The organism is Dactylosporangium fulvum (assembly GCF_025137375.1).
Taxonomy (GTDB): domain Bacteria; phylum Actinomycetota; class Actinomycetes; order Mycobacteriales; family Micromonosporaceae; genus Dactylosporangium; species Dactylosporangium fulvum.
The window spans coordinates 6280638-6299103 of record NZ_CP073720.1 but is presented as its reverse complement, the minus strand read 5'-3'; the positions used below and the strand labels follow the sequence as shown (position 1 = coordinate 6299103).

General features: G+C 74.1%; 14 protein-coding genes. 10 read left to right on the top strand and 4 right to left on the bottom strand.

The features are described from left to right. The first annotated feature begins 79 nt into the window (after nucleotides 1–79). On the top strand, nucleotides 80–1786 hold the full coding sequence (locus Dfulv_RS29170) for a carbamoyltransferase N-terminal domain-containing protein (protein WP_259856841.1): 1707 nt from the start codon (nucleotides 80–82) through the stop codon (nucleotides 1784–1786). Further along, a complete protein-coding gene (locus Dfulv_RS29165; RefSeq protein ID WP_259856840.1) occupies nucleotides 1783–2010 on the top strand; it encodes a hypothetical protein in 228 nt (75 codons plus the stop codon). Before Dfulv_RS29170 ends, Dfulv_RS29165 begins: the two co-directional genes overlap by 4 nt. A gap of 59 nt (nucleotides 2011–2069) precedes the next feature. On the opposite strand, the gene Dfulv_RS29160 is transcribed toward Dfulv_RS29165, so the two are convergent. From Dfulv_RS29160 to Dfulv_RS29145, 4 genes are read right to left on the bottom strand one after another with little or no spacing between them, the layout of a single operon-like run. Next, a complete protein-coding gene (locus Dfulv_RS29160; protein ID WP_259856839.1) occupies nucleotides 2070–2267 on the bottom strand; it encodes an MbtH family protein in 198 nt (65 codons plus the stop codon). Between the two features lie 13 nt (nucleotides 2268–2280). After that, nucleotides 2281–4845, bottom strand: a complete 2565-nt coding sequence (locus Dfulv_RS29155; RefSeq protein ID WP_259856837.1) for a non-ribosomal peptide synthetase — start codon at nucleotides 4843–4845, stop codon at nucleotides 2281–2283. Between the two features lie 14 nt (nucleotides 4846–4859). After that, entirely contained in the window at nucleotides 4860–5579 is a 720-nt protein-coding gene (locus Dfulv_RS29150; RefSeq protein ID WP_259856835.1) for an aspartate/glutamate racemase family protein, read from the bottom strand. Then, on the bottom strand, nucleotides 5576–6997 hold the full coding sequence (locus Dfulv_RS29145) for an NDP-hexose 2,3-dehydratase family protein (protein ID WP_406568035.1): 1422 nt from the start codon (nucleotides 6995–6997) through the stop codon (nucleotides 5576–5578). Before Dfulv_RS29145 ends, Dfulv_RS29150 begins: the two co-directional genes overlap by 4 nt. Nucleotides 6998–7240: 243 nt before the next feature. Here Dfulv_RS29145 and Dfulv_RS29140 point away from each other — a divergent pair, with 243 nt between their 5' ends. The 8 genes from Dfulv_RS29140 to Dfulv_RS29105 are packed head-to-tail and all read left to right on the top strand — an operon-like array spanning nucleotide 7241 to nucleotide 18448. After that, nucleotides 7241–10246 carry a non-ribosomal peptide synthetase gene (locus Dfulv_RS29140; protein WP_259856830.1) on the top strand — a complete coding sequence of 1002 codons (3006 nt, stop codon included), beginning with the start codon at nucleotides 7241–7243 and terminating at the stop codon, nucleotides 10244–10246. Between the two features lie 25 nt (nucleotides 10247–10271). Then, nucleotides 10272–10760 carry a hypothetical protein gene (locus tag Dfulv_RS29135; protein WP_259856828.1) on the top strand — a complete coding sequence of 163 codons (489 nt, stop codon included), beginning with the start codon at nucleotides 10272–10274 and terminating at the stop codon, nucleotides 10758–10760. After that, on the top strand, nucleotides 10757–13735 hold the full coding sequence (locus Dfulv_RS29130) for a non-ribosomal peptide synthetase (RefSeq protein ID WP_259856826.1): 2979 nt from the start codon (nucleotides 10757–10759) through the stop codon (nucleotides 13733–13735). Before Dfulv_RS29135 ends, Dfulv_RS29130 begins: the two co-directional genes overlap by 4 nt. Then, nucleotides 13732–14616, top strand: a complete 885-nt coding sequence (locus Dfulv_RS29125) for an ABC transporter ATP-binding protein (protein WP_259856824.1) — start codon at nucleotides 13732–13734, stop codon at nucleotides 14614–14616. The genes Dfulv_RS29130 and Dfulv_RS29125 overlap by 4 nt, the downstream gene beginning before the upstream one ends. Next, nucleotides 14613–15464, top strand: coding sequence for an ABC transporter permease (locus Dfulv_RS29120; protein ID WP_259856822.1), 852 nt, complete (start codon nucleotides 14613–14615; stop codon nucleotides 15462–15464). Before Dfulv_RS29125 ends, Dfulv_RS29120 begins: the two co-directional genes overlap by 4 nt. A gap of 3 nt (nucleotides 15465–15467) precedes the next feature. Continuing rightward, a complete protein-coding gene (locus Dfulv_RS29115) occupies nucleotides 15468–16673 on the top strand; it encodes a macrolide family glycosyltransferase (RefSeq protein ID WP_259856820.1) in 1206 nt (401 codons plus the stop codon). Continuing rightward, the gene (locus Dfulv_RS29110) at nucleotides 16670–17458 is read left to right on the top strand and encodes an FkbM family methyltransferase (RefSeq protein WP_259856819.1); all 789 of its coding nucleotides are present in this window, start codon (nucleotides 16670–16672) and stop codon (nucleotides 17456–17458) included. The genes Dfulv_RS29115 and Dfulv_RS29110 overlap by 4 nt, the downstream gene beginning before the upstream one ends. Before the next feature lie 9 nt (nucleotides 17459–17467). After that, entirely contained in the window at nucleotides 17468–18448 is a 981-nt protein-coding gene (locus Dfulv_RS29105; protein ID WP_259856817.1) for a Gfo/Idh/MocA family protein, read from the top strand. The last annotated feature ends 18 nt before the right edge of the window (nucleotides 18449–18466 follow it).

Below are 18466 nucleotides of genomic sequence, written 5' to 3'. Positions count from 1 at the left end.
ACGGTGCGGCATCCCTGCTCGGCGGGGATGCCGCACGCGCATCCGACCCCGACCCCGCCGCACGGCACTGGAGGCCAACGTGATCACAGCCGGGCTCAAATTCACCCAGAGCGGCGGGCTCGCCCTGCTCGACGACCACCGCCTGGTGTTCAACATCGAGATGCAGAAGCTCGACAACAACGCGCGGTACAGCAACTTCGACGACCTCCAGCTGGTCCCGAAGCTGCTCGCCGAGTACGGCTACTCCGTGAACGACGTCGACCACTGGGTCGTCGACGGGTGGGACGGTGCGCGCAACGGCCACGTCAAGGTGCAGACCGCCTTCGGGGCCGTCGACCTGACCGTCGCGCCCTACCGCGAGACGCCGGCCGTGCCCGACCCGGGCCGCCCCGCGTACCGCGGTGAGCTCGACATCGACGGCACCGTCCGGCCGTACACGAGCTTCGTGCACGTCGCGAGCCACCTGTCGGTCGCATACAGCACCAGCCCGTTCGCCGCCCGCGGCGAGGCGTCGATGGTGATGGTCTGGGACGGCGGGTGCTTCCCCCGGCTGTACTGCGTCGACGCGCAGGGCCGGATCGAGCCGGGCGGCGAGGTCTTCCCGCTGATCGGCCACACCTACTCGATGGCGTCGCAGCACTGGGGGCCGTACAAGCGGCACGACAAGTCGCGCAACGTCGACGACCTCGCGGTCGCGGGCAAGCTCATGGCCTACATCGCGCTGGGCAAGCCCGACGAGGCCGTGAAGGCCGCCTTCGCGGAGCGGTTCCACGAGCACTTCGAGGCCCCCACCGAGCGGGTCCGCAAGTACCGCGAGGCCATCATCGGCTGCGGCAGCAACGGTGAGCGGTCGCACAGCTACGTGCACGCCTTCCTCAGCGACGTCGCCGCGGACGTCGAGCGGCTCGGCGTGAGCGACGACGACGTCCTCGCCACCGTCCACGAGTTCCTCGAGGAGCTGCTCCTGGAGCGGGTCACCGCGAAGATCCGGGCATGGAAGGGCGACGAGCCCTGGAACCTCTGCTTCGCCGGCGGCTGCGCGCTCAACATCAAGTGGAACAGCGCCCTGCGTGGCCACCCGATGATCCGGGCGATGTGGGTGCCGCCGTTCCCCGACGACTCCGGCTCCGCGATCGGCACCGCCTGCGCCCAGCTCGGCGTCACCGGCGGGCTGCGGCCCATCGACTGGCACGTCCGGCTCGGCCCGCGGCTGGTGCCGACCGCGCAGCTGCCGGAGGGCTGGTCCGCGTCCCCGTGCAGCCCGGAGGAGCTGGGGCGGCTGCTCCACACCACCGGTGAGCCGGTCGTGGTCCTCAACGGCCGCGCCGAGTTGGGCCCCCGCGCGCTGGGCGGGCGCAGCATCCTGGCGGCGCCGGTCGACGCGGCGATGAAGGACCGGCTCAACAACATCAAGCGCCGGGAGCCGTACCGGCCGGTGGCGCCGATCTGCCTCGAGGAGCACGCGCCGGAGATCTTCGACCCGGGCACGCCCGACCCGTACATGCTCTTCGAGCACGACGTGCGGCCGGAGTGGGTCCAGCGGATCCCGGCGGTGCTGCACCTCGACGGGACCGCCCGGCTGCAGACCGTCAGCCCGGCGCAGGACCCCGACCTGACCACGATCCTGCGCGAGTACCACCGGCTCAGCGGCATCCCGGTGCTGTGCAACACGAGCGCCAACTTCAACGGCAGCGGCTTCTTCCCCGACGCCGGGACGGCGCTGGCCTGGGACAAGGTCGACATGGTCTGGGACGAGGGCACGCTCTACCGGCGGGCGGCCCGGTGACGGCGGCAGCGCCGCCCGCGCCGCTGCCGCCCATCGACGACGCGGCGCTGCGCCACGTCGCCGAGCTCGTCGCCGAGCTCGGCGCGCTGGTGCGCGCCGCACGGGCGGGCGCCGGCGCCGGGCGGGTCGAGCGGATCGAGGCCGCGATCGCGCAGGCCCGCGCGGTCTCGGCGACACTGGGCACCGCGATGGTCAGCGCCCGGGACCGGGTCGCCGGCCACTGACGGCACACAACAAGGGGCCGGGTGCGGAGGCGATCCGCACCCGGCCCCTTCGCCTGTGCTCAGCCGCGCCGCGCCCGAGTCGCCTCGCGCAGGCTCCGCGGCCGCAGGTCCGTCCAGACCTGTCGGATGCGATCGAGGCACGCCTCGCGGCTGCCGACCGTGCCCTCGTCGTGCCAGCCGAACGGGTTCACCATGTCCGCGGGCATGATGGAGTACTGCTCCTCGTCGTTGCGCACGACCCGGAAAGCGTCGATCATCGGTGGCTCCTCGTCAGGCGGTGGGTGCGGTCTCGAGCTCGGCGATCAGCGCCGCCTCGACGGCGGCGGCGAACGCGCCCGCCGTCTGGTGGTCGAGCACCGTGCGGACCGGCACGTCGATCTCGAGCGCCGCTTTCAGGCGGGCGATGAGCTGGGTGATGAGCAGCGAGTGGCCGCCGAGGTCGAAGAAGTTGTCGTCGAGCCCCACCCGGTCCACCAGCAGCAGCTCCTCCCAGATCGCCGCGATGGCCTGCTCCGCCGCCGTCGCCGGCGGCACGTACGGCGGGCGGACGGGACCGCTCTCGCCGGGTGCGGGCAGTGCCCGCCGGTCGAGCTTGCCGTTGGCGGTCACCGGCACGGCGTCGATCGTCAGCACGTGCGCCGGCACCATGTAGGCCGGCACCAGCGCCGCCACCTCTTCGCGCACGTGCCGGGGGTCCGGGTACACCCCCGGCTCCGGCACCACGTAGGCGACGATCTGGGCGTCGGCCCGCTCGCCGTGGACCACGGCGAGCGCCGTCGCGACGCCGGGCAGCGTCGCCAGGGCGGCCTCGATCTCGCCGAGCTCGATCCGGAAGCCGCGCACCTTGACCTGGTGGTCCTGCCGGCCGAGGAACTCGATCGTGCCGTCGGCCCAGTAGCGGGCCCGGTCGCCGGTGCGGTAGAGCCGCGCGCCGGGGCGGCCGGACAGGTGGTCGGGCAGGAACTTGCCGGCCGTGAGCGCGGGGTCACCGTGGTAGCCCAGCGCGAGACAGTCGCCGCCGATGTAGAGGTCGCCGGGGGCGCCGACCGGTGCCGGGCGCAGGGCGCTGTCGAGGACGTAGTAGTGGGCGTTGTCGATCGGCCGGCCGTACGGGACGCTCGCCCAGGCCGGGTCGACGGTGCCGACGGGGAAGGAGTTCGACCAGATGGCCGCCTCGGTCGCACCGCCCAGCGCGACGACCCGGCTGCCGGGGAACGCGGCGCGGACCGCGTCGGGCAGCGTCAGCGGCACCCAGTCCCCGCTGAGGAACACCAGCCGCAGCGTGCTCCGCTCGCCCGGGGCGCGCAGCGCGAACAGCGGCTCCAACTGCTGGAGCGCGGCCGGCGCCGAGTCCCAGAACGTGATGGGCTCGCTGTCGAGGATGGACAGCAGCCGCTGCGGGTCGCGGACCTCGGCGTCCGAGGCGACCCGGATGCTGCCGCCGGCGGCGAGGACGCCGAACACGTCGTACACCGACAGGTCGAAGCCGAGCGAGGTGACGAACAGGACCCGGTCGTCCGGGCCCATCCCGTGGGTGCTGTTGACCCAGTCGATGAGGTTGACCACCGGCGCGTGGGTCAGCACGACACCCTTCGGGGTGCCGGTCGAGCCGGAGGTGAAGATGACGTACGCCTGGTCGGTGTCGACGGCCCGTTGCGGCCGCGGGGCGTCGGGCCCGGGGTCGGCCAGCGCCCATCGCTGCGCCGGTGCGCTGCCGCCGGGCGCGCCGACCCACAGGACGTCCCGGACGGCGGGAACGGCGGCGGTGACGGCCTCGACGTCGGCCAGCGACGCCGGGTCGGTGAGCACGACCGTGCTCCGCAGTCCTTCGAGGAGCCCGCGGATGCGCTCGACCGGCTGGTTGGCGTCGATCGGGGCGTACGCGGCGCCGGACTTCAGCACGCCGAGCAGCGCCACGACGGTGTGGACGGTGCGGGACAGGTGCAGCGCCACGAAGTCTCCCGGGCCGACGCCGGCGGCGGCGAGGCGGCGGGCGAGCCGGTCGGCGGCCGTGTCGAGCTCCGCGTAGGTGAGCCGGTCGGCGCCCTGGACCACGGCGGTGGCGTCGGGGGTGCGGGCCGCCTGCCGCTCGACGAGCTCGTGGATGCAGCGTCCCGGCTCGCGCTCGACGGCGGTGGCGTTCCACTGCCGCAGGGCCCGGTGGCGTTCGAACCTCGACAGGGGACCGACGTCCCGCAGCCGCGCGGTGACCGGCGCGCCCACGATCGCGGCCAGCAGCTGGCTGGCGTGGACGAGCAGCAGGCGCGCACCGGCGTCGTCGAGGACGTCACCCGGCGCGGTCAGCCGCAGCACGGCCTCGGGACCGCTGAGGTCGGCCCGCAGCCGCATCCCGCCGGGCCGGTCCGCCGCCGCGGCGCCGCACTCCACGACAGTGTCGAACAGCGGCGTGCCGGCGGGGACGCCGCCGGCGGCGGCGAGCTGCTCGGCGGGCAGGCCGGCGTGGCGGAGGTTCTCGGCGTACTGCCGGTGCGAGTCCTGCAGGTGCGCGGAGAGCAGCCGGCCCGGCGCCGGGCGGACCCGCATCGGCACGGGCTCGTCGGTATCGCCCTCCACGAGCGCGCCGTGCACCACGTCGTCGGTGCCGGTGTGGGTGGCGAGCAGCAGGCCCCAAGCGGCGACGACGAGGTCGGCGGGGCGGGAACCGGACCGCTGCGCGGCCCGGACGAGTTCGGCGGTCTGCTCCCGGTCCCAGGTGACCGACGCCGAGACCCGGGCGGCCGGCAGCGCCGCGGCACGCCGCAGCGGCAGGAACCCGGTCGGTTCGGTGAAGTCGTGCAGCAGGTCCCGCCAGTACTGCGAGGCGGTGGTCAGCATCGTGGGTCAGCCTCCTAGGCGTCCGGCAGTTTGCTGAGGCCGGCGGCGATGCCGAGGAGGGGATCGAGAACGACCGGACCCCCGCCGTGGACCCGTCGCCAGCGGGTGACCAGGTGCATCTCGGTGCACCCGGCGATGACGCCCTGGCAGTCGAACCGGTGCGCAAGGCGGTGGAAGCGCTGCACCAGCGCCGCGCTGACCGGCTCGCGCTTGAGCCGGTACAGCAGGTAGTGGATCTCCTCCTGGGTGTCCGGCGGCGGCATGACGACCCGGTGCGCGACCGCCGGCCAGCGGGTGGAGCGTTCGAAGGTGCGGGCCTGCCGGGTGCCGGTGGTCGCCAGCATCAGGAAGCGGCCCGGTGCGGAGACCTCCAGTTCGGCGAAGACCGCGTCGACGACCGACACGAGCCGGGCGCGCAGGCCGGCGTCGAGGCGGTCCAGCAGGTGGTGCGCGGTGACGCAGGTGAGCACGACCCGGGTGGCGCCGAGCCCGATCAGCGCGCTGATCCGGGCGGCGATCAGCTCGGCCAGCTCGTCGGTGTCGCCGGACAGGATCGCCTCGGTGCGGTCCGGGATGCCCGGGTCGGAGTCCATCAGGCAGCGGGGCAGCGACTGCTCGGCCGCCGGTGCCGTCCGTTCGATCGCCATCTCGTACAGCGTCTGGAGGAACGCCGCCGAAGCGAGCGGCCCCATCCCCCCGAGCACGCCGAGGACGGCCGGTGCCGGCGCGCTCACCAGAGGGTGTGCAGGCAGGCGAGCAGGCTGCGGGCCTCGACGTTGAGGCAGTTGCCGAACTGCAGCAGCGTCATGAGCTGGTGGACGCTGAGCCACATGAAGTTCGGCGGCGGCGTCGCCGGGAAGCGGTCGTCGACCTCGATGATCTGGTACCGGTTCACGGCGTGGAGGAACCGGCCGCCCTCCTCCGACAGCCACGTGTCGAAGCGGACCTGCCGCGCCGGCACGTCGAGCACGTAGTCGAGGAACTGGGGCCGGTGGGCGGTCGGCAGGGTCCGGAACGTCTGCGGCGTGCAGTGCAGGGTGGGCGCCGCCTCCACGATGTCGAGCGCACCGGCAGCGGGGCGGGCCTGCAGCAACACGTGCAGCACCCCGTCGATGCGGCGGGTGAGGAACGCCAGCAGCCCGGGCGCGGCCGGGCGCAGCAGCGGCTGCATCCAGGCGCCGACCTCGCGGTCCTTGGCCCGCACGTCCACGCCGACGATGCTGAAGTAGCCGCCGGAGACGTGGGCGATCTCGTCGGCGGTGCGGTGCCAGCCGGCGGTGTCCAGCAGCGGGATGCGGCGCTGGGTCAGCTCGAAGCGGGCCTTGTTCTCGGTGAGCCAGCTGATCGCGTCGGTCACCGAGTGCACCGTCGGCGCCTCGGGGTCGAGCGAGCGCAGCAGCGCGGCCCGGAACGGGTCGGTGCCGCCGGTGGTCGTCTCCGGCCGGGCGAACGGCATGATGGACAGCACCGTCCGGGCGTCCATGTTCACGACGTCGTCGAGCCGCAGCAGCTGCTGCACCTGCGCCACGGTCATCCAGCGGAAGCCCGGCAGCACCTCGACGTCCTCGTCGGTCTCGACGACGATGTTGCGGTTGCGCTTGTGCAGGAACCAGCCGCCCTGCTCGGACTGCAGCGAGTCGGCGACGACCCGCCCGCGACGCGGCGCGGTGAAATACTCCAGGTAGGGGATGGTCCGTCCCTTGTGGACCCGCGTGTAGTTGCTGCGGGTGGCCTGCACGGTCGGGGACAGCTGCACGAGGTTGCGGTTGCCCGGCTCCATCTTCGCCTGCATCAGGCAGTGCAGCACCCCGTCGAACTCCTTGACCAGGATGCCCAGGATGCCGATCTCGCGCTGCACGATGATGGGCTGGGTCCAGGTCGGCACGCGGAACGGGCTCAGGCCGACGTGCAGGCCCTCGATGGTGAAGAACCGCCCGCTGTGGTGCACCAGGTTGCCGTCGTCCTCGGTGAAGCGCCAGCCGTCGAGCCGGTCGAACGGCACCCGCTCCACGGAGTACGCCTGCAGCTCCCGCTGCTCGGCGAGCCAGCTCAGGCACTCGTCGGCGGTCAGGAACTGTCCGTCCACAGTGGCCGACCTGGTGAACCGCGGGCCGTCCGGCGTACGCTCCCCCGACCCGGCCCGGTCAAGCAACGGTGTTGCTCGGTACACGCGCCACCTCCTCGCAAGCGGGCGCGGCGATCCGGTCGGGCCACGCCGATGCAGCACGTTACGGCCGCGGACGCAAGGGTCCGGGCGGTAGCACAGCAGGTCTGGTCGTCTTCGCAATGTTGCCGGCCCGGGCCGCCCGCGCCGGTGCCTCGTCTAGGGAATCCACCAGGCGGCCGGCTGCTAGAACCGGACCCGTACCGGCCGCGGACCGAGACGAGGGTACTGATGAGCGCTGACGTTCGGGACCGTACGACCCGTAAGCCCGTCTCGGCCAGTGACCGCTGGTGGCTCGCGCACCCGTCGTCGATCTCGCCGGTCATCCAGGCGGTCGTCGAGGGCACCGGCACGATCCCGGTCGGCGCGTTGCGCGACGCCGTGGCCCGGGTCGCCGCCGCCTGCCCCGACACGGCCCTGCGCCACACCCGCAAGGCATGGCTCACCGGCGGCGCCGTGCCGCGCGTCCGCGTGGTCAAGGGCGCGGCCGACGGTGTCGCGGTCGCCGGCATCGACGCCCTGCACGACCCGCTGCCCGCCCCGGACGGTGCCTTCTGCGAGGTGCTGTGGTGCGCCGGTGACCCGTCGGCGCTGGTGTTCCGGGCCTCGCACGCGGTCATGGACTGGCCCGGCATGGCGCTGTGGATCGCCGACGTGTTCCGCGCCCTGCGCGGCGAGGCGCCGCTCGGCGCCGCCGACCCGATCACCGAGAACGACGTGTTCGACCGCTTCCCGGCCACCGGCGAGCGGCCGCCGGCGCCGAAGATCGAGTGGGTGTCGCCGCTGGGGCAGCCGAGCGGCTCCCGGCGCACGGCGTGGGCCCGCCGAACCGTCGACGGCTACCACCCCGGCCTGGTCGCGAAGGTGGCCGGCGCGCTCACCGCGGCGTACGGGCTGGAGACCGGCCGCTACGCGGTCGCCTTCGACATGCGCCGGCACGTGCCGGGCGTCCGCACCACCGGCAACCTGTCACAGGTCGAGCTGTTCGACGTGGCCGCCGGTGAGCCGTGGGAGGCCCTGCACGAGCGGATCCTCACCGCCATGGCCGAGGGCCGGGAGGTCAGCGGCCGCATCGACTCCGGCCTGCTGAAGATGCCCAGGCTGGCGCTGCGCACCCTCGTCAAGGCGATGGAGAACGGCTCGCCGGCGAAGAAGCGGTACGCCTCGGCGACCGTGCTCGCCCACCTCGGCCGGATCGAGCCCGCCGACCTGTGCACCCCGGCGTTCGAGGCGCGAACCCTGTACCCGGTGCCGCTGCTGACCGCGATGAGCCCGCCCGACCTCAACCTCGTCGAGTGCGGCGGGCGCACGGAGCTGACCTTGACCTGGCGGGACGGCGAGGGCGCCGCCGAGCGGATGGGCGAGGTCCTCGACGCCGTCGTGGAGGCGCTGTCGCCCGCGGCGGTGCGGACGTGGCCGGGCAACACCACCCACCGGGAGGCCACCGGCGGCACGGTGGTCGACCGGTTCCGGGCCGTGGTCGCCGAGACGCCCGGCGCGGTCGCGGTCCGCTGGCCGGGCGGCCGGCTGTCCTACGCCGAGCTCGACGCGCGCTCCGAGGTCGTCGCGGCCCGCCTGCTGGAGCTCGGCGTGCGCCGCGGCTCGGTGGTGGGGCTGCTCGCCGACCGGTCGATGTGGGCGGTGATCGGCCTGTGGGGCGTGCTGAAGGCCGGCGCGGCCTACCTGCCGCTGGACGTGCAGCACCCCGACGGGCGGCTGGCCGGGCTGCTCGCCGACGCCGGTGCCCAGGTGTGCCTCGTCCAGCAGGCGTACGCCGAGCGGGCCGTCGTCGGGCCCCGGCACGTCGCGGTCGTGCTCGACGAGCTGGCGCACGACGGGGCGCCGCCGGTCGAGGTCACGCCCGCCGCCGGCGACCTGGCGTACGTCATCTACACCTCGGGGTCGACGGGCCGGCCGAAGGGCGTGGAGATCGAGCACGGCGCGCTCGCCAACTACGTCACCTGGACCGCGGAGCGGTTCGGCGTCGGCCCGGGCAGCGCGTTCGCGGTGTTCACCAGCCTCGCCTTCGACCTGTCCAACACCGCCCTGTTCACGCCGACCACCGTCGGCGGCACGCTCGTCCTGGAGCCCGACGAGCCCAACCACGTGACGCTGCGCCGCCTGCTGGAGACCTCGGGCGCCGACATCCTCTCGCTGACCCCGTCGCACCTCGACCTCATCGGCCGGCTCGACCTGCGCCCCACCGGGTTCAGGACCCTCGTCGTGGTCGGCGAGCAGCTGCGGGCCCCGGTCGCCGCCCGCGCGCAGGAGCAGTTCGGCCCGCAGTGCCGGATCCTGAACATGTACGGGCCGACGGAGGCGACGGTCGGTCTCACGCTGCACCCCTACACCGCCGAGCGGGACACCGCCCCGGCGGTCGCGATCGGCCTGCCGATGGACAACTGCACCGTGCACCTGCTGGACCAGCAGCGCCGGTTCGTCCCGGCGGGTGAGGTCGGCGAGATGTACCTCGGCGGTGCCCAACTGGCCCGCGGGTACCGCGGCCGCCGCGACCTGACCAGGGAACGCTTCACCCACCTCGCCGACGGCACCCGGGTCTACCGCACCGGCGACCTGGCACGGGTGCTGCCCGACGGCGAACTGGAGTTCGTCGGGCGCGCCGACGACCAGGTGAAGGTCAACGGCTACCGGATCGAGCCGGCCGAGATCGCGCAGGTGCTCCAGCGCCACCCGGCCGTGCGGACCGCGGTCGTGGTCGCCCGGACCCGGCCCGGCGGAGACCAGAAACACCTCTGCGGCTACGTCGTGCTGGAGGCCGGCGCGGAGCCGGTCGACTGGGACGCGTACCTCGCCGGGCACCTACCGCGGTACATGGTGCCGGCCGCGACGATCGTCGTCGACGCGATCCCGCACAACGCCAACGGCAAGGTCGACGTGGCCGCGCTGCCCGACGCCGTCCCCGGGGCACCGGCGGCTCCCGCGGGCGCTGAGGCCGACACCGACGAGGTCACCCGCGCGGTCGCCGGCGTGTGGGCGGCGACCCTCGGCGTCGACGGCGGGCGCCTCGACGGGTCCGCCGACTTCCACCAGCTCGGCGGCAACTCCGTGCAACTGCTGGCGATGCTCGCCGGGGTCTGCCGCGACGTCGTCGGCCCGGCCGCCGAGCCGGCGTTCATGGCGGAACTGGGCCGCATCATCCGTGAGCCGACGCTGGAGCGGGTCTGCGAGATCGCTCGCCGGGCCCGTGACGGCGAAGACCTGGCGCTGGCGCGCTGACGACCGAATCCGCACGGGAGGCACGATGGTCCGACAGACGATCACGCGGGACGGCCGCGGCTCGTACGTCCTCGTCGGGGAGGACGGCGCCGCGCTGGGCACCCTCACCGTCGACCGGCGGCTGCGCCACGGCACGGCGGTGACGAAGGCGGGCACCGTGCCCGTGCACAGCTCGGGCCTGCGCCGTCGGGCGGCCTGGGCCGGCGACGAGCAGGTCCCGCTGCTGCGGCTCGAGCCGCCCGACGCGGCCGTGCCGGGACTGACCGGGGGCCGTTGGGAGACCTCCCGCGACCGGCAGCGGTACTTCGGCACGCTGACCGGCGACGGTGTGCGCGTGCACCTGACGGCACCGGCCGGCGGCCGCGGCCCGCTGCTCGTGGAGGCCGACGGCGACTGGGCCGGCCGGGACCTGGTCGTGCTGACCGCCGCGTTCGCGCTGCTGGCCCGCCGCCATGCCGACACCATGCTCACCGCCGCGCTCGTCAGCGTGGCCACCGGCGGGAGCGGGCGGTGACCGACGCCCACCGCCGGCCCGTGTCGGCGACCGACTGGTGGTTCGTCGCGCACCCGCGGCGCATCCCGCCGGTCATCCAGACCGTCGTCGAGGGCACCGGCACCGTCGACCCGGACGCGCTGGCCGCGGCCGTCGAGGTGGCGGGCGCCGCGAACCCCGGCACCCGGCTGCGGCGCGAGGGCCAGGTCTGGGCCGACAGCGGGCGGCCGCCACGCGTGCGGCTGCTCGACGGCCCGCGCACCGGGCCCGTGTCCGGCCTCGCCGAGCTGCACGACCCGCTGCCGGACCGCGACGGCGGCTGGTGCGAGGTGCTGTGGTGCCCCGGCGACCCGGCCGCGCTGGTGTTCCGCGCCTCGCACGCCGTGATGGACGGGCAGGGCAAGGCGATGTGGATCGCCGACGTTTTCCGGGCCCTGCGCGGCGAGCAGCCCGTCGGGGCGACCGGCACGCTCACCGACACCGACGTCTTCGACCGGCTCGGCATCACCAACGCCGAAAGCAAGCCCGACGTGTGGTTCCCGTCGCCGCTCGGCCCGCCCGGCCGCGGCCGGCGCCGCACGGTCTGGGCCCGGCGCACCGTCGACGGCCACCACCCGGCGCTCGTGGCGAAGGTCGCGACCGCCCTGACCCGCGCCTACGGGCTCGAGCAGGGGCGCTTCGCGATCGCCTTCGACCTGCGCCGGCACGCCCCGGAGGCCCGCACGACCGGCAACCTGCTGCAGACGGAGCTGTTCGACGTCGCCGCCGACGAGCCGTGGGAGGCGCTGCACGAGCGGATCCTGACCGCCATGGCGCAGGGCCGCGAGGTGACCTGGCGGCTCGACCCGAACCTGCTGAAGATGCCGGTCCCCGCGCTGCGCACCCTCATCCGGTTCATGGAGGCCGGCCGTAAGGACAAGCACGCGTCGGCGACGGTCCTGTCCCATCTCGGCCGCGCCGACCTGGCGGAGCACTCGACGGACACCTTCGAGGCCCGCACCACCTACCTGCTGCCGCTGCTGGCCGCCGTCAGCGCCCCCGAGGTGAACTCGGTCGAGTGCGGCGGCCGCACCGAGCTGACGCTGACCTGGCGGGACGGCCCCGGCGTGCGGGAGCGGATGACCGCCGCCCTCGACGCCGTGGCGGAGGCGCTCACCCCGGCCGCTTCGCGGTCACGGCTCGGGAGCACGACCCGGCGCCCGGTGCCGGCCGGCACGGTGGTCGACCGGTTCCGCGCCGCCGTCGCCGGGCGACCGGACGCCGTGGCGCTGCGCTGGCCGGGCGGGAGCCTCACCTTCGCCGAGCTCGACGCCCGATCGGAGGCGGTCGCGGCCCGCCTGGCCGAGCTGGGCGTCGGCCGCGGTGACGTGGTGGGCCTGCTCGCCGACCGGTCGCCGTGGACGATCGCCGGGCTGTGGGGCGTGCTCAAGGCCGGTGCGGCATACCTGCCGCTGGACGTCCAGCATCCCGACGCGCGCCTGGCGGGCCTGCTCACCGACGCCGGGGCGAAGGTCCACCTGCTGCGGCGCGACCACGCCGGGCGCGCCCTGGTCGGCACCGCCGTGGTCCTCGACGACCTGCCGGAGGGCGGCACGCCGCGGGTGGCCGCCGACCCGTCCCCGGACGACCTGGCGTACGTCATCTACACCTCCGGCTCGACCGGCCGGCCCAAGGGCGTCGAGATCGGGCATCGCGCCCTCGCCAACTACGCCGACTGGGCGGGCCGCGAGTTCGGCGTCGACAGCGGCACCGAGTTCGCGCTGTTCACCTCGCCCGCCTTCGACCTGCCGAACACCGCGCTGTTCCTGTCGACGCTCGCCGGTGCCGCGCTCGTGCTGATCCCCGACGAGCCCAGCCACCTGACGCTGCGGTACCTGCTCGAGTCCTCGGGCGCCAACGCGCTGAAGCTCACCCCGTCGCACCTGGACCTCATCGGCCGCCTCGACGTGCGGCCACGCGACTTCCGGCTGCTCGTGGTCGGCGGTGAACCGCTGCGCCCGGCCGTCGCCCGGCGCGCGCTCGACCGGTTCGGCCCGCAGACCCGGCTGTTCAACCACTACGGCCCCACCGAGGCGACCGTCGGCTGTGTCGTGAACGCCTACCGGCCGGAGCACGACGCCGGCCCGACGGTTCCGATCGGCCGGCCGGCCGCCAACTGCACCGTCCAACTGCTCGACGCCGACCGGCGGCCGGTCCCCCAGGGCGAGCCGGGGGAGTTGTACCTCGGTGGCGCGCAACTGGCCCGCGGGTACCGCGGCCGGAGCGACCTCACCCGGGAACGGTTCACCTTCCTCGCCGACGGTACCCGCGTGTACCGCACCGGCGACCTGGCACGGATCCTGCCGACGGGCGAGATCGCCTTCCTCGGCCGCGCCGACGACCAGGTCAAGGTCGACGGGCACCGGGTCGAGCCGGCGGAGGTGGCCGCGGCGCTCGAGACACACCCCGGCGTGCGCCGCGCGGCGGTCGTCGCCCGGACCGCGCCGACCGGCGGCAAGGCGCTGTGCGCCTACGTCGTGGCCGACCCGGCGGTGACCGCCGACGCGCTGCGCTCGTTCCTGACCGATCGGCTGCCGCGGTACCTCGTGCCGGCCGCGCTGCTGCGGGTCGACGCGCTCACGCAGACGGTCAACGGCAAGATCGACGTCGCCGCGCTGCCGGACCCGTTCGGCGGTTCCGGCGGCGCGGCGGACGGCGGGGCGGGCGGGACCGCGACCGCCGACCCGGTCCGCGACGCCGTCGCCGAGGTGTGGGCGCGCACGCTCGGCGTCGACGCCGGGCGGCTCGACGGTACCGCCGACTTCCACCGGCTCGGCGGAAACTCGGTGCTGCTGCTCGCCATGCTCGCGGAGGTGTCCGCCGAGATCGTCGGCGCCGAGCGGGAGCGGGCGTTCATGGCCGAGCTGGGCCGGATCATCCGGCAGCCGACACTCGGCGGCGTCTGCGACGCGGTCCGCCGTTGCGAAACCACAACCGTTGAGGAGATCGTGGCATGAGACCGCTCGGTGCGGACGCCGACCCGGCGATCGAGGTGCGCGGGCTGCGCAAGCTGTACGGCTCCGCGGTGGCGCTGCACGACATCGACCTCGAGGTGCGCCGCGGGGAGATCTTCGCCGTCCTGGGCCCCAACGGCGCCGGGAAGACCACGCTGGTCGAGATCCTCGAAGGGTTCCGCCCGCGCGACGGCGGCACCGTCGAGGTGCTCGGCACCGACCCGTACCGGGCCGGCGAGGACTGGCGGGGCCGCATCGGCGTCGTGCTGCAGACGACGGGGGAGTTCGAGGACCTCAACGTCGGCGAGGTCGTCCGGCACTTCGCCCGGTACTACCCGGACGCCCAGGACCCCGGCGAGCTGCTGGCGCGGGTCGGGCTCACCGAGAAGCGTGGCGCCCGGGCGTCCAAGCTCTCCGGCGGCCAGCAACGCCGCCTCGACGTCGCCCTCGGCATCATCGGCCGGCCCGAGGTGCTGTTCCTCGACGAGCCGACGACCGGGTTCGACCCGGAGGCCCGCCGCGACTTCTGGGGTCTCATCCGAGACCTCGCCGCCTCCGGCACGACGATCGTGCTGACCACCCACTACCTGGAGGAGGCCGAGCAGCTCGCCGACCGGGTGGCGGTCATCGTCGGCGGCCGCATCCTCGACGTCGGCGTCCCGCAGACCCTCGGCGGCCGCGACACCGAGGCGACGATCGTGTCCTGGACCGGACCGGACGGGCCCGAGACGGTCTCCACCACGACCCCGACGAAGTTCGCCGCCGACCTGCACGCCCGCTTCGGCGGCGAGGCGCCCGGCCTCACCGTGCACCGGCCCAGCCTCGAGGACGTCTACCTCCAGATGATCGGTGCCGCGGGCGCCACCACGGAAGGAACCCGATGACCGCCCTGACCGCCGCACCGGTCCGCCCGGCGCGCACCCGCCCCGGCCGGCTCAAGCGGATCGTCTCCCTCGGGCTGTACCGCGGGCAGCTGGAACTGCTGCAGTTCTTCCGCGGCACCGAGACCGTCGTGTTCTCGCTGCTGTTCCCCGTGTTCGCGCTGGTGATCTTCAGCTCCATGTTCGACGGGGAGCTCGCGCCCGGCGTCTCCTACAGCGACTACCTCGTGCCGGGTGTCATCGCCACCGGCCTGATGGTGACCGGCTTCCAGACCCTGGCGATCTCCATCGCGATCGAGCGGGACCGGGGCGGGCTCAAGCGCATCGCCGCGACGCCGATGCCACGCTCGGCGTACTTCATCGGCAAGGTCATCATGGTCCTCGTCACCAGCATCGTCGAGACCGTCGTGCTGGTCGCCGTGTCCGTCCTGCTCTACGACACGAGCCTGCCCCGCGACGGCGACGCCTGGCTCACGTTCGCGTGGGTGAGCGTCCTCGGGGTCACCGCGTGCGCGCTGTGCGGCATCGCGCTGTCCTCGCTGCCGCGCAACAGCCGCTCGGCGCCGGCCGTCGTCGCGCCGTTCGCGTTCGTCCTGCAGTTCATCTCCGGCGCCGCCCTCGTCTACACCGACCTGCCCGCCTGGCTGCAGTGGGTCGCGTCGGTGTTCCCGCTCAAGTGGATGTGCCAGGGCCTGCGCTCGGTGTTCCTGCCCGACAGCTTCGCCGCGCACGAGGCGGCCGGCAGCTGGCAGCTCGGCTGGGTCGCGTTCGCCCTCGTCGTCTGGGTGATCGCCGGGCTCGTGCTGTGCCTGATGACGTTCCGCTGGACCAAGACCCGGGCCGGGGGCTGAGCCGTGGCCCGCGTCGCCTTCTTCGCACCGCCGTCCGCCGGTCACGTCAACCCCACCCTCGGCCTCGCCGCCGAACTGCGCGACCGCGGCCACCACGTCACCTACGCGACCACCGCCGACTTCGCCGAGCGGGTCGGCGAGGTCAGCTCCGCGGTCGTCACCTACACCGAGCAGTTCGCCGGCGACTTCCGGTCGTTCCGGTTCACCGGCCGCAGCCTCGTCGACGCGATGTCGGCGAGCCTCGCCGAGACCGCGGCCCTCATGCCGGTGCTCGACAAGGCGTTCACCGACCGGCCCGACGTCGTCGTCTACGACAACGCCGCCTGGTGGGGCCGGCTGCTCGCCGCGCAGTGGCGGGTGCCGTCGGTCCAGGTCTCGCCGATGCTGATGTCCAACGCCGACTGGTCGATGAGCGAGCGGTACACGAAGCTCAACCCGCTGCAGCCGCGGCTGTGGGCGTTCCTGCTGCGCCTCGGCGGGTTCCTGAAGTCGACCGGCACCGGCGTCACCCCCAAGCAGCTGCTCACCGGCGACGGCGCGGCCCGGCGGGTGGTGTTCATCCCGCGGGAGTTCCAATACCGCGGCGACTCGTTCGACGACACCTACCGGTTCGTCGGCCCCTGCCTCTACGAGCGGAAGTTCCTCGGCAGCTGGCAGCGGCCGCACGAGCGCGGGCCGCTGCTGCTGGTCACCCTCGGCACGATCTACAACCAGCAGCCGCAGTTCTTCCGCACCTGCATGGACGCCTGCGCCGGCCTCGGCGGGCACGTCGTCATCGCCGTCGGCGACGGCGTCGACCTCGCCGCGCTCGGCACGCCGCCGCCCAACGTCGAACTGCGCCGGTTCGTCGCGCAGCTGCACGTCCTGCGGCACGCGGACCTGTTCGTCACCCACGCGGGCATGGGCAGCACCATGGAGGCCCTGTACCACGGGGTGCCGATGCTCGCCGTGCCGCAGATGGCCGAGGAACAGGCCAACGCCGACCGCATCGCCGAGGTCGGCGCCGGGCGGGTGCTCGACCCCGCCGGGCTCACCGCCGCGACCCTGCGCACCGAGATCGACCGGATGCTCGCCGACGTGGCGGTCCGCGACCGTGCCCGGCAGCTGCGCGACGCCATCCGGGCCGCCGGCGGGGCCGCTGCCGCCGCCGACTGCGTCGAAGCGTTCGTCCCGGCGACCGTCACCTCGTCCCAGGAAGGCCCCCGATGACCGTTGCAGTCTCCGACCTCTTCCCCGTCGCCCTCGCCGACGGGCGCATCATCAGCTGCACCAACCCGCAGGACACCATGGTGTGGCCGAGCATGTGGGAGGGCTCGCCCTACGACGACGGGCTCGCCGGTCTCGGCGCCGGTGACGTGGTCATCGACGTCGGCGCCCACATCGGCCTGACCGCGCTGTACTTCACCGACCGTGTGCCCGGCCTGCGGGTGCTCTCGTTCGAGCCGGCCCGCCGCACGTACGCGTGCCTGGCCGACAACGCCGCCCGGCTCATGCCCGGTGTCCGCGCGTTCGACGTGGCCCTCGGCGCGCAGCCCGGCCGGGCCGAGCTGACGTTCCTGCCGAACCACACGATGATGGCGACGCTCGTCGCCGACGACGCCGACGACGAGCGCAACATGGCGGCCGTCCTGGACAACTTCGGCGTCGACGACACGGCCCGGGAGGAGTTCTGGCGCGGGTTCCGCGACGGCGTGGAGCGCTACCCGGTGCAGGTCACGACGCTCGGTGACGTCCTCGACGAGCAGGACGTCGAGGAGGTCGCGCTGCTGAAGGTCGACGTCGAGCGGGCCGAACTGCCGGTCCTGCGGGGCGTGCGCCCGGACCAGTGGGCGCGCTTCCGCCACGTCGTCGCCGAGGTGCACGACGTCGACGGCAACCTCGCCGCGGTCGTCGACCTGCTCAGCCGGCAGGGCTTCAGCACGAAGGTGTTCCAGGAGGACGTGTTCGTCGGCGGCAGCGTCCACATCGTCTCCGCCCGCCGGGCCGGGGCCTGAGGAGCGCGGATGGGAGCACAGGTACGGTTCGGTGTCCTCGGGTGCTCGTCGGTCGCCCGGCGGCGCACCATCCCGGCGATCACGGCCTGCCCGGGCACCAGCCTGACGGCCGTCGCGAGCCGCGACCCCGGGAAGGCCGAGGTGTTCGCCGCCGAGTTCGGCTGCGCGGCCGCCGGCTACGACGAACTGCTCGCCCGCGACGACGTCGACGCGGTCTACGTGCCGCTGCCCACCGCCCTGCACGTGCCGTGGGGCCTGCGGGTGCTGGCGGCCGGCAAGCACCTGCTGCTGGAGAAGCCGTCGGCGACCTCGGCCGAGGGCACCCGCGAGCTGGTCCGCGCCGCCACCGCACAGGACCTGCTGCTGCGGGAGAACTTCACGTTCCTGCACCACTCGCAGCACCGCACGGTCGCGCGGCTGCTGGCGGAGGGCCGCATCGGCGAGCTGCGCTCGTTCAGCGGCTCGTTCTGCTTCCCGCCGCTGCCCGACGGCGACATCCGCTACGTGCCGGAGCTCGGCGGCGGCAGCCTGCTCGACGCCGGCGTCTACCCGATCCGGGCCGCCCAGCTGCTGCTCGGCGACGACCTGCGGGTGGTCGGCAGCGTCCTGCGGACGGACCCGGCCCGCGGCGTCGACGTGGCCGGCCAGGCGATGCTCGTCTCCGGCGAGGGGGTGTTCGCCGACGTCCACTTCGGCTTCCAGCACGCCTACGGCTCGCGGTACTCCCTGTGGGGCAGCACCGGCCGGATCACCCTCGACCGCGCGTTCACGCCGCAGGCCGGCTGGCAGCCGGTCCTGCGTATCGACGAGCAGGACCACAGCGAGGAGCTGACGCTGCCCGCCGACCACCAGTTCCTGGGGTCGGTGGCGGCGTTCGCCGAGGCGGTGCTCGCCGGGCGGACCGCTCGCCACCCCGACGAACAGGCCGCGTGCGCGTCCATGGTCCGGACCGTGGAGCTCGTCGAGGACGTCGTCCGCGCCGCAGTCTGAGGGTTCTTCTAGAGATCT

What these genes read in the sequence shown, in the direction of transcription:
- Dfulv_RS29160 (WP_259856839.1), bottom strand. Translation starts at nt 2,267, where the DNA reads ATGATCGACGCTTTCCGGGTCGTGCGCAACGACGAGGAGCAGTACTCC.
- Dfulv_RS29155 (WP_259856837.1), bottom strand. Translation starts at nt 4,845, where the DNA reads ATGCTGACCACCGCCTCGCAGTACTGGCGGGACCTGCTGCACGACTTC.
- Dfulv_RS29140 (WP_259856830.1), top strand. Translation starts at nt 7,241, where the DNA reads ATGAGCGCTGACGTTCGGGACCGTACGACCCGTAAGCCCGTCTCGGCC.
- Dfulv_RS29135 (WP_259856828.1), top strand. Translation starts at nt 10,272, where the DNA reads ATGGTCCGACAGACGATCACGCGGGACGGCCGCGGCTCGTACGTCCTC.
- Dfulv_RS29125 (WP_259856824.1), top strand. Translation starts at nt 13,732, where the DNA reads ATGAGACCGCTCGGTGCGGACGCCGACCCGGCGATCGAGGTGCGCGGG.
- Dfulv_RS29120 (WP_259856822.1), top strand. Translation starts at nt 14,613, where the DNA reads ATGACCGCCCTGACCGCCGCACCGGTCCGCCCGGCGCGCACCCGCCCC.
- Dfulv_RS29110 (WP_259856819.1), top strand. Translation starts at nt 16,670, where the DNA reads ATGACCGTTGCAGTCTCCGACCTCTTCCCCGTCGCCCTCGCCGACGGG.
- Dfulv_RS29105 (WP_259856817.1), top strand. Translation starts at nt 17,468, where the DNA reads ATGGGAGCACAGGTACGGTTCGGTGTCCTCGGGTGCTCGTCGGTCGCC.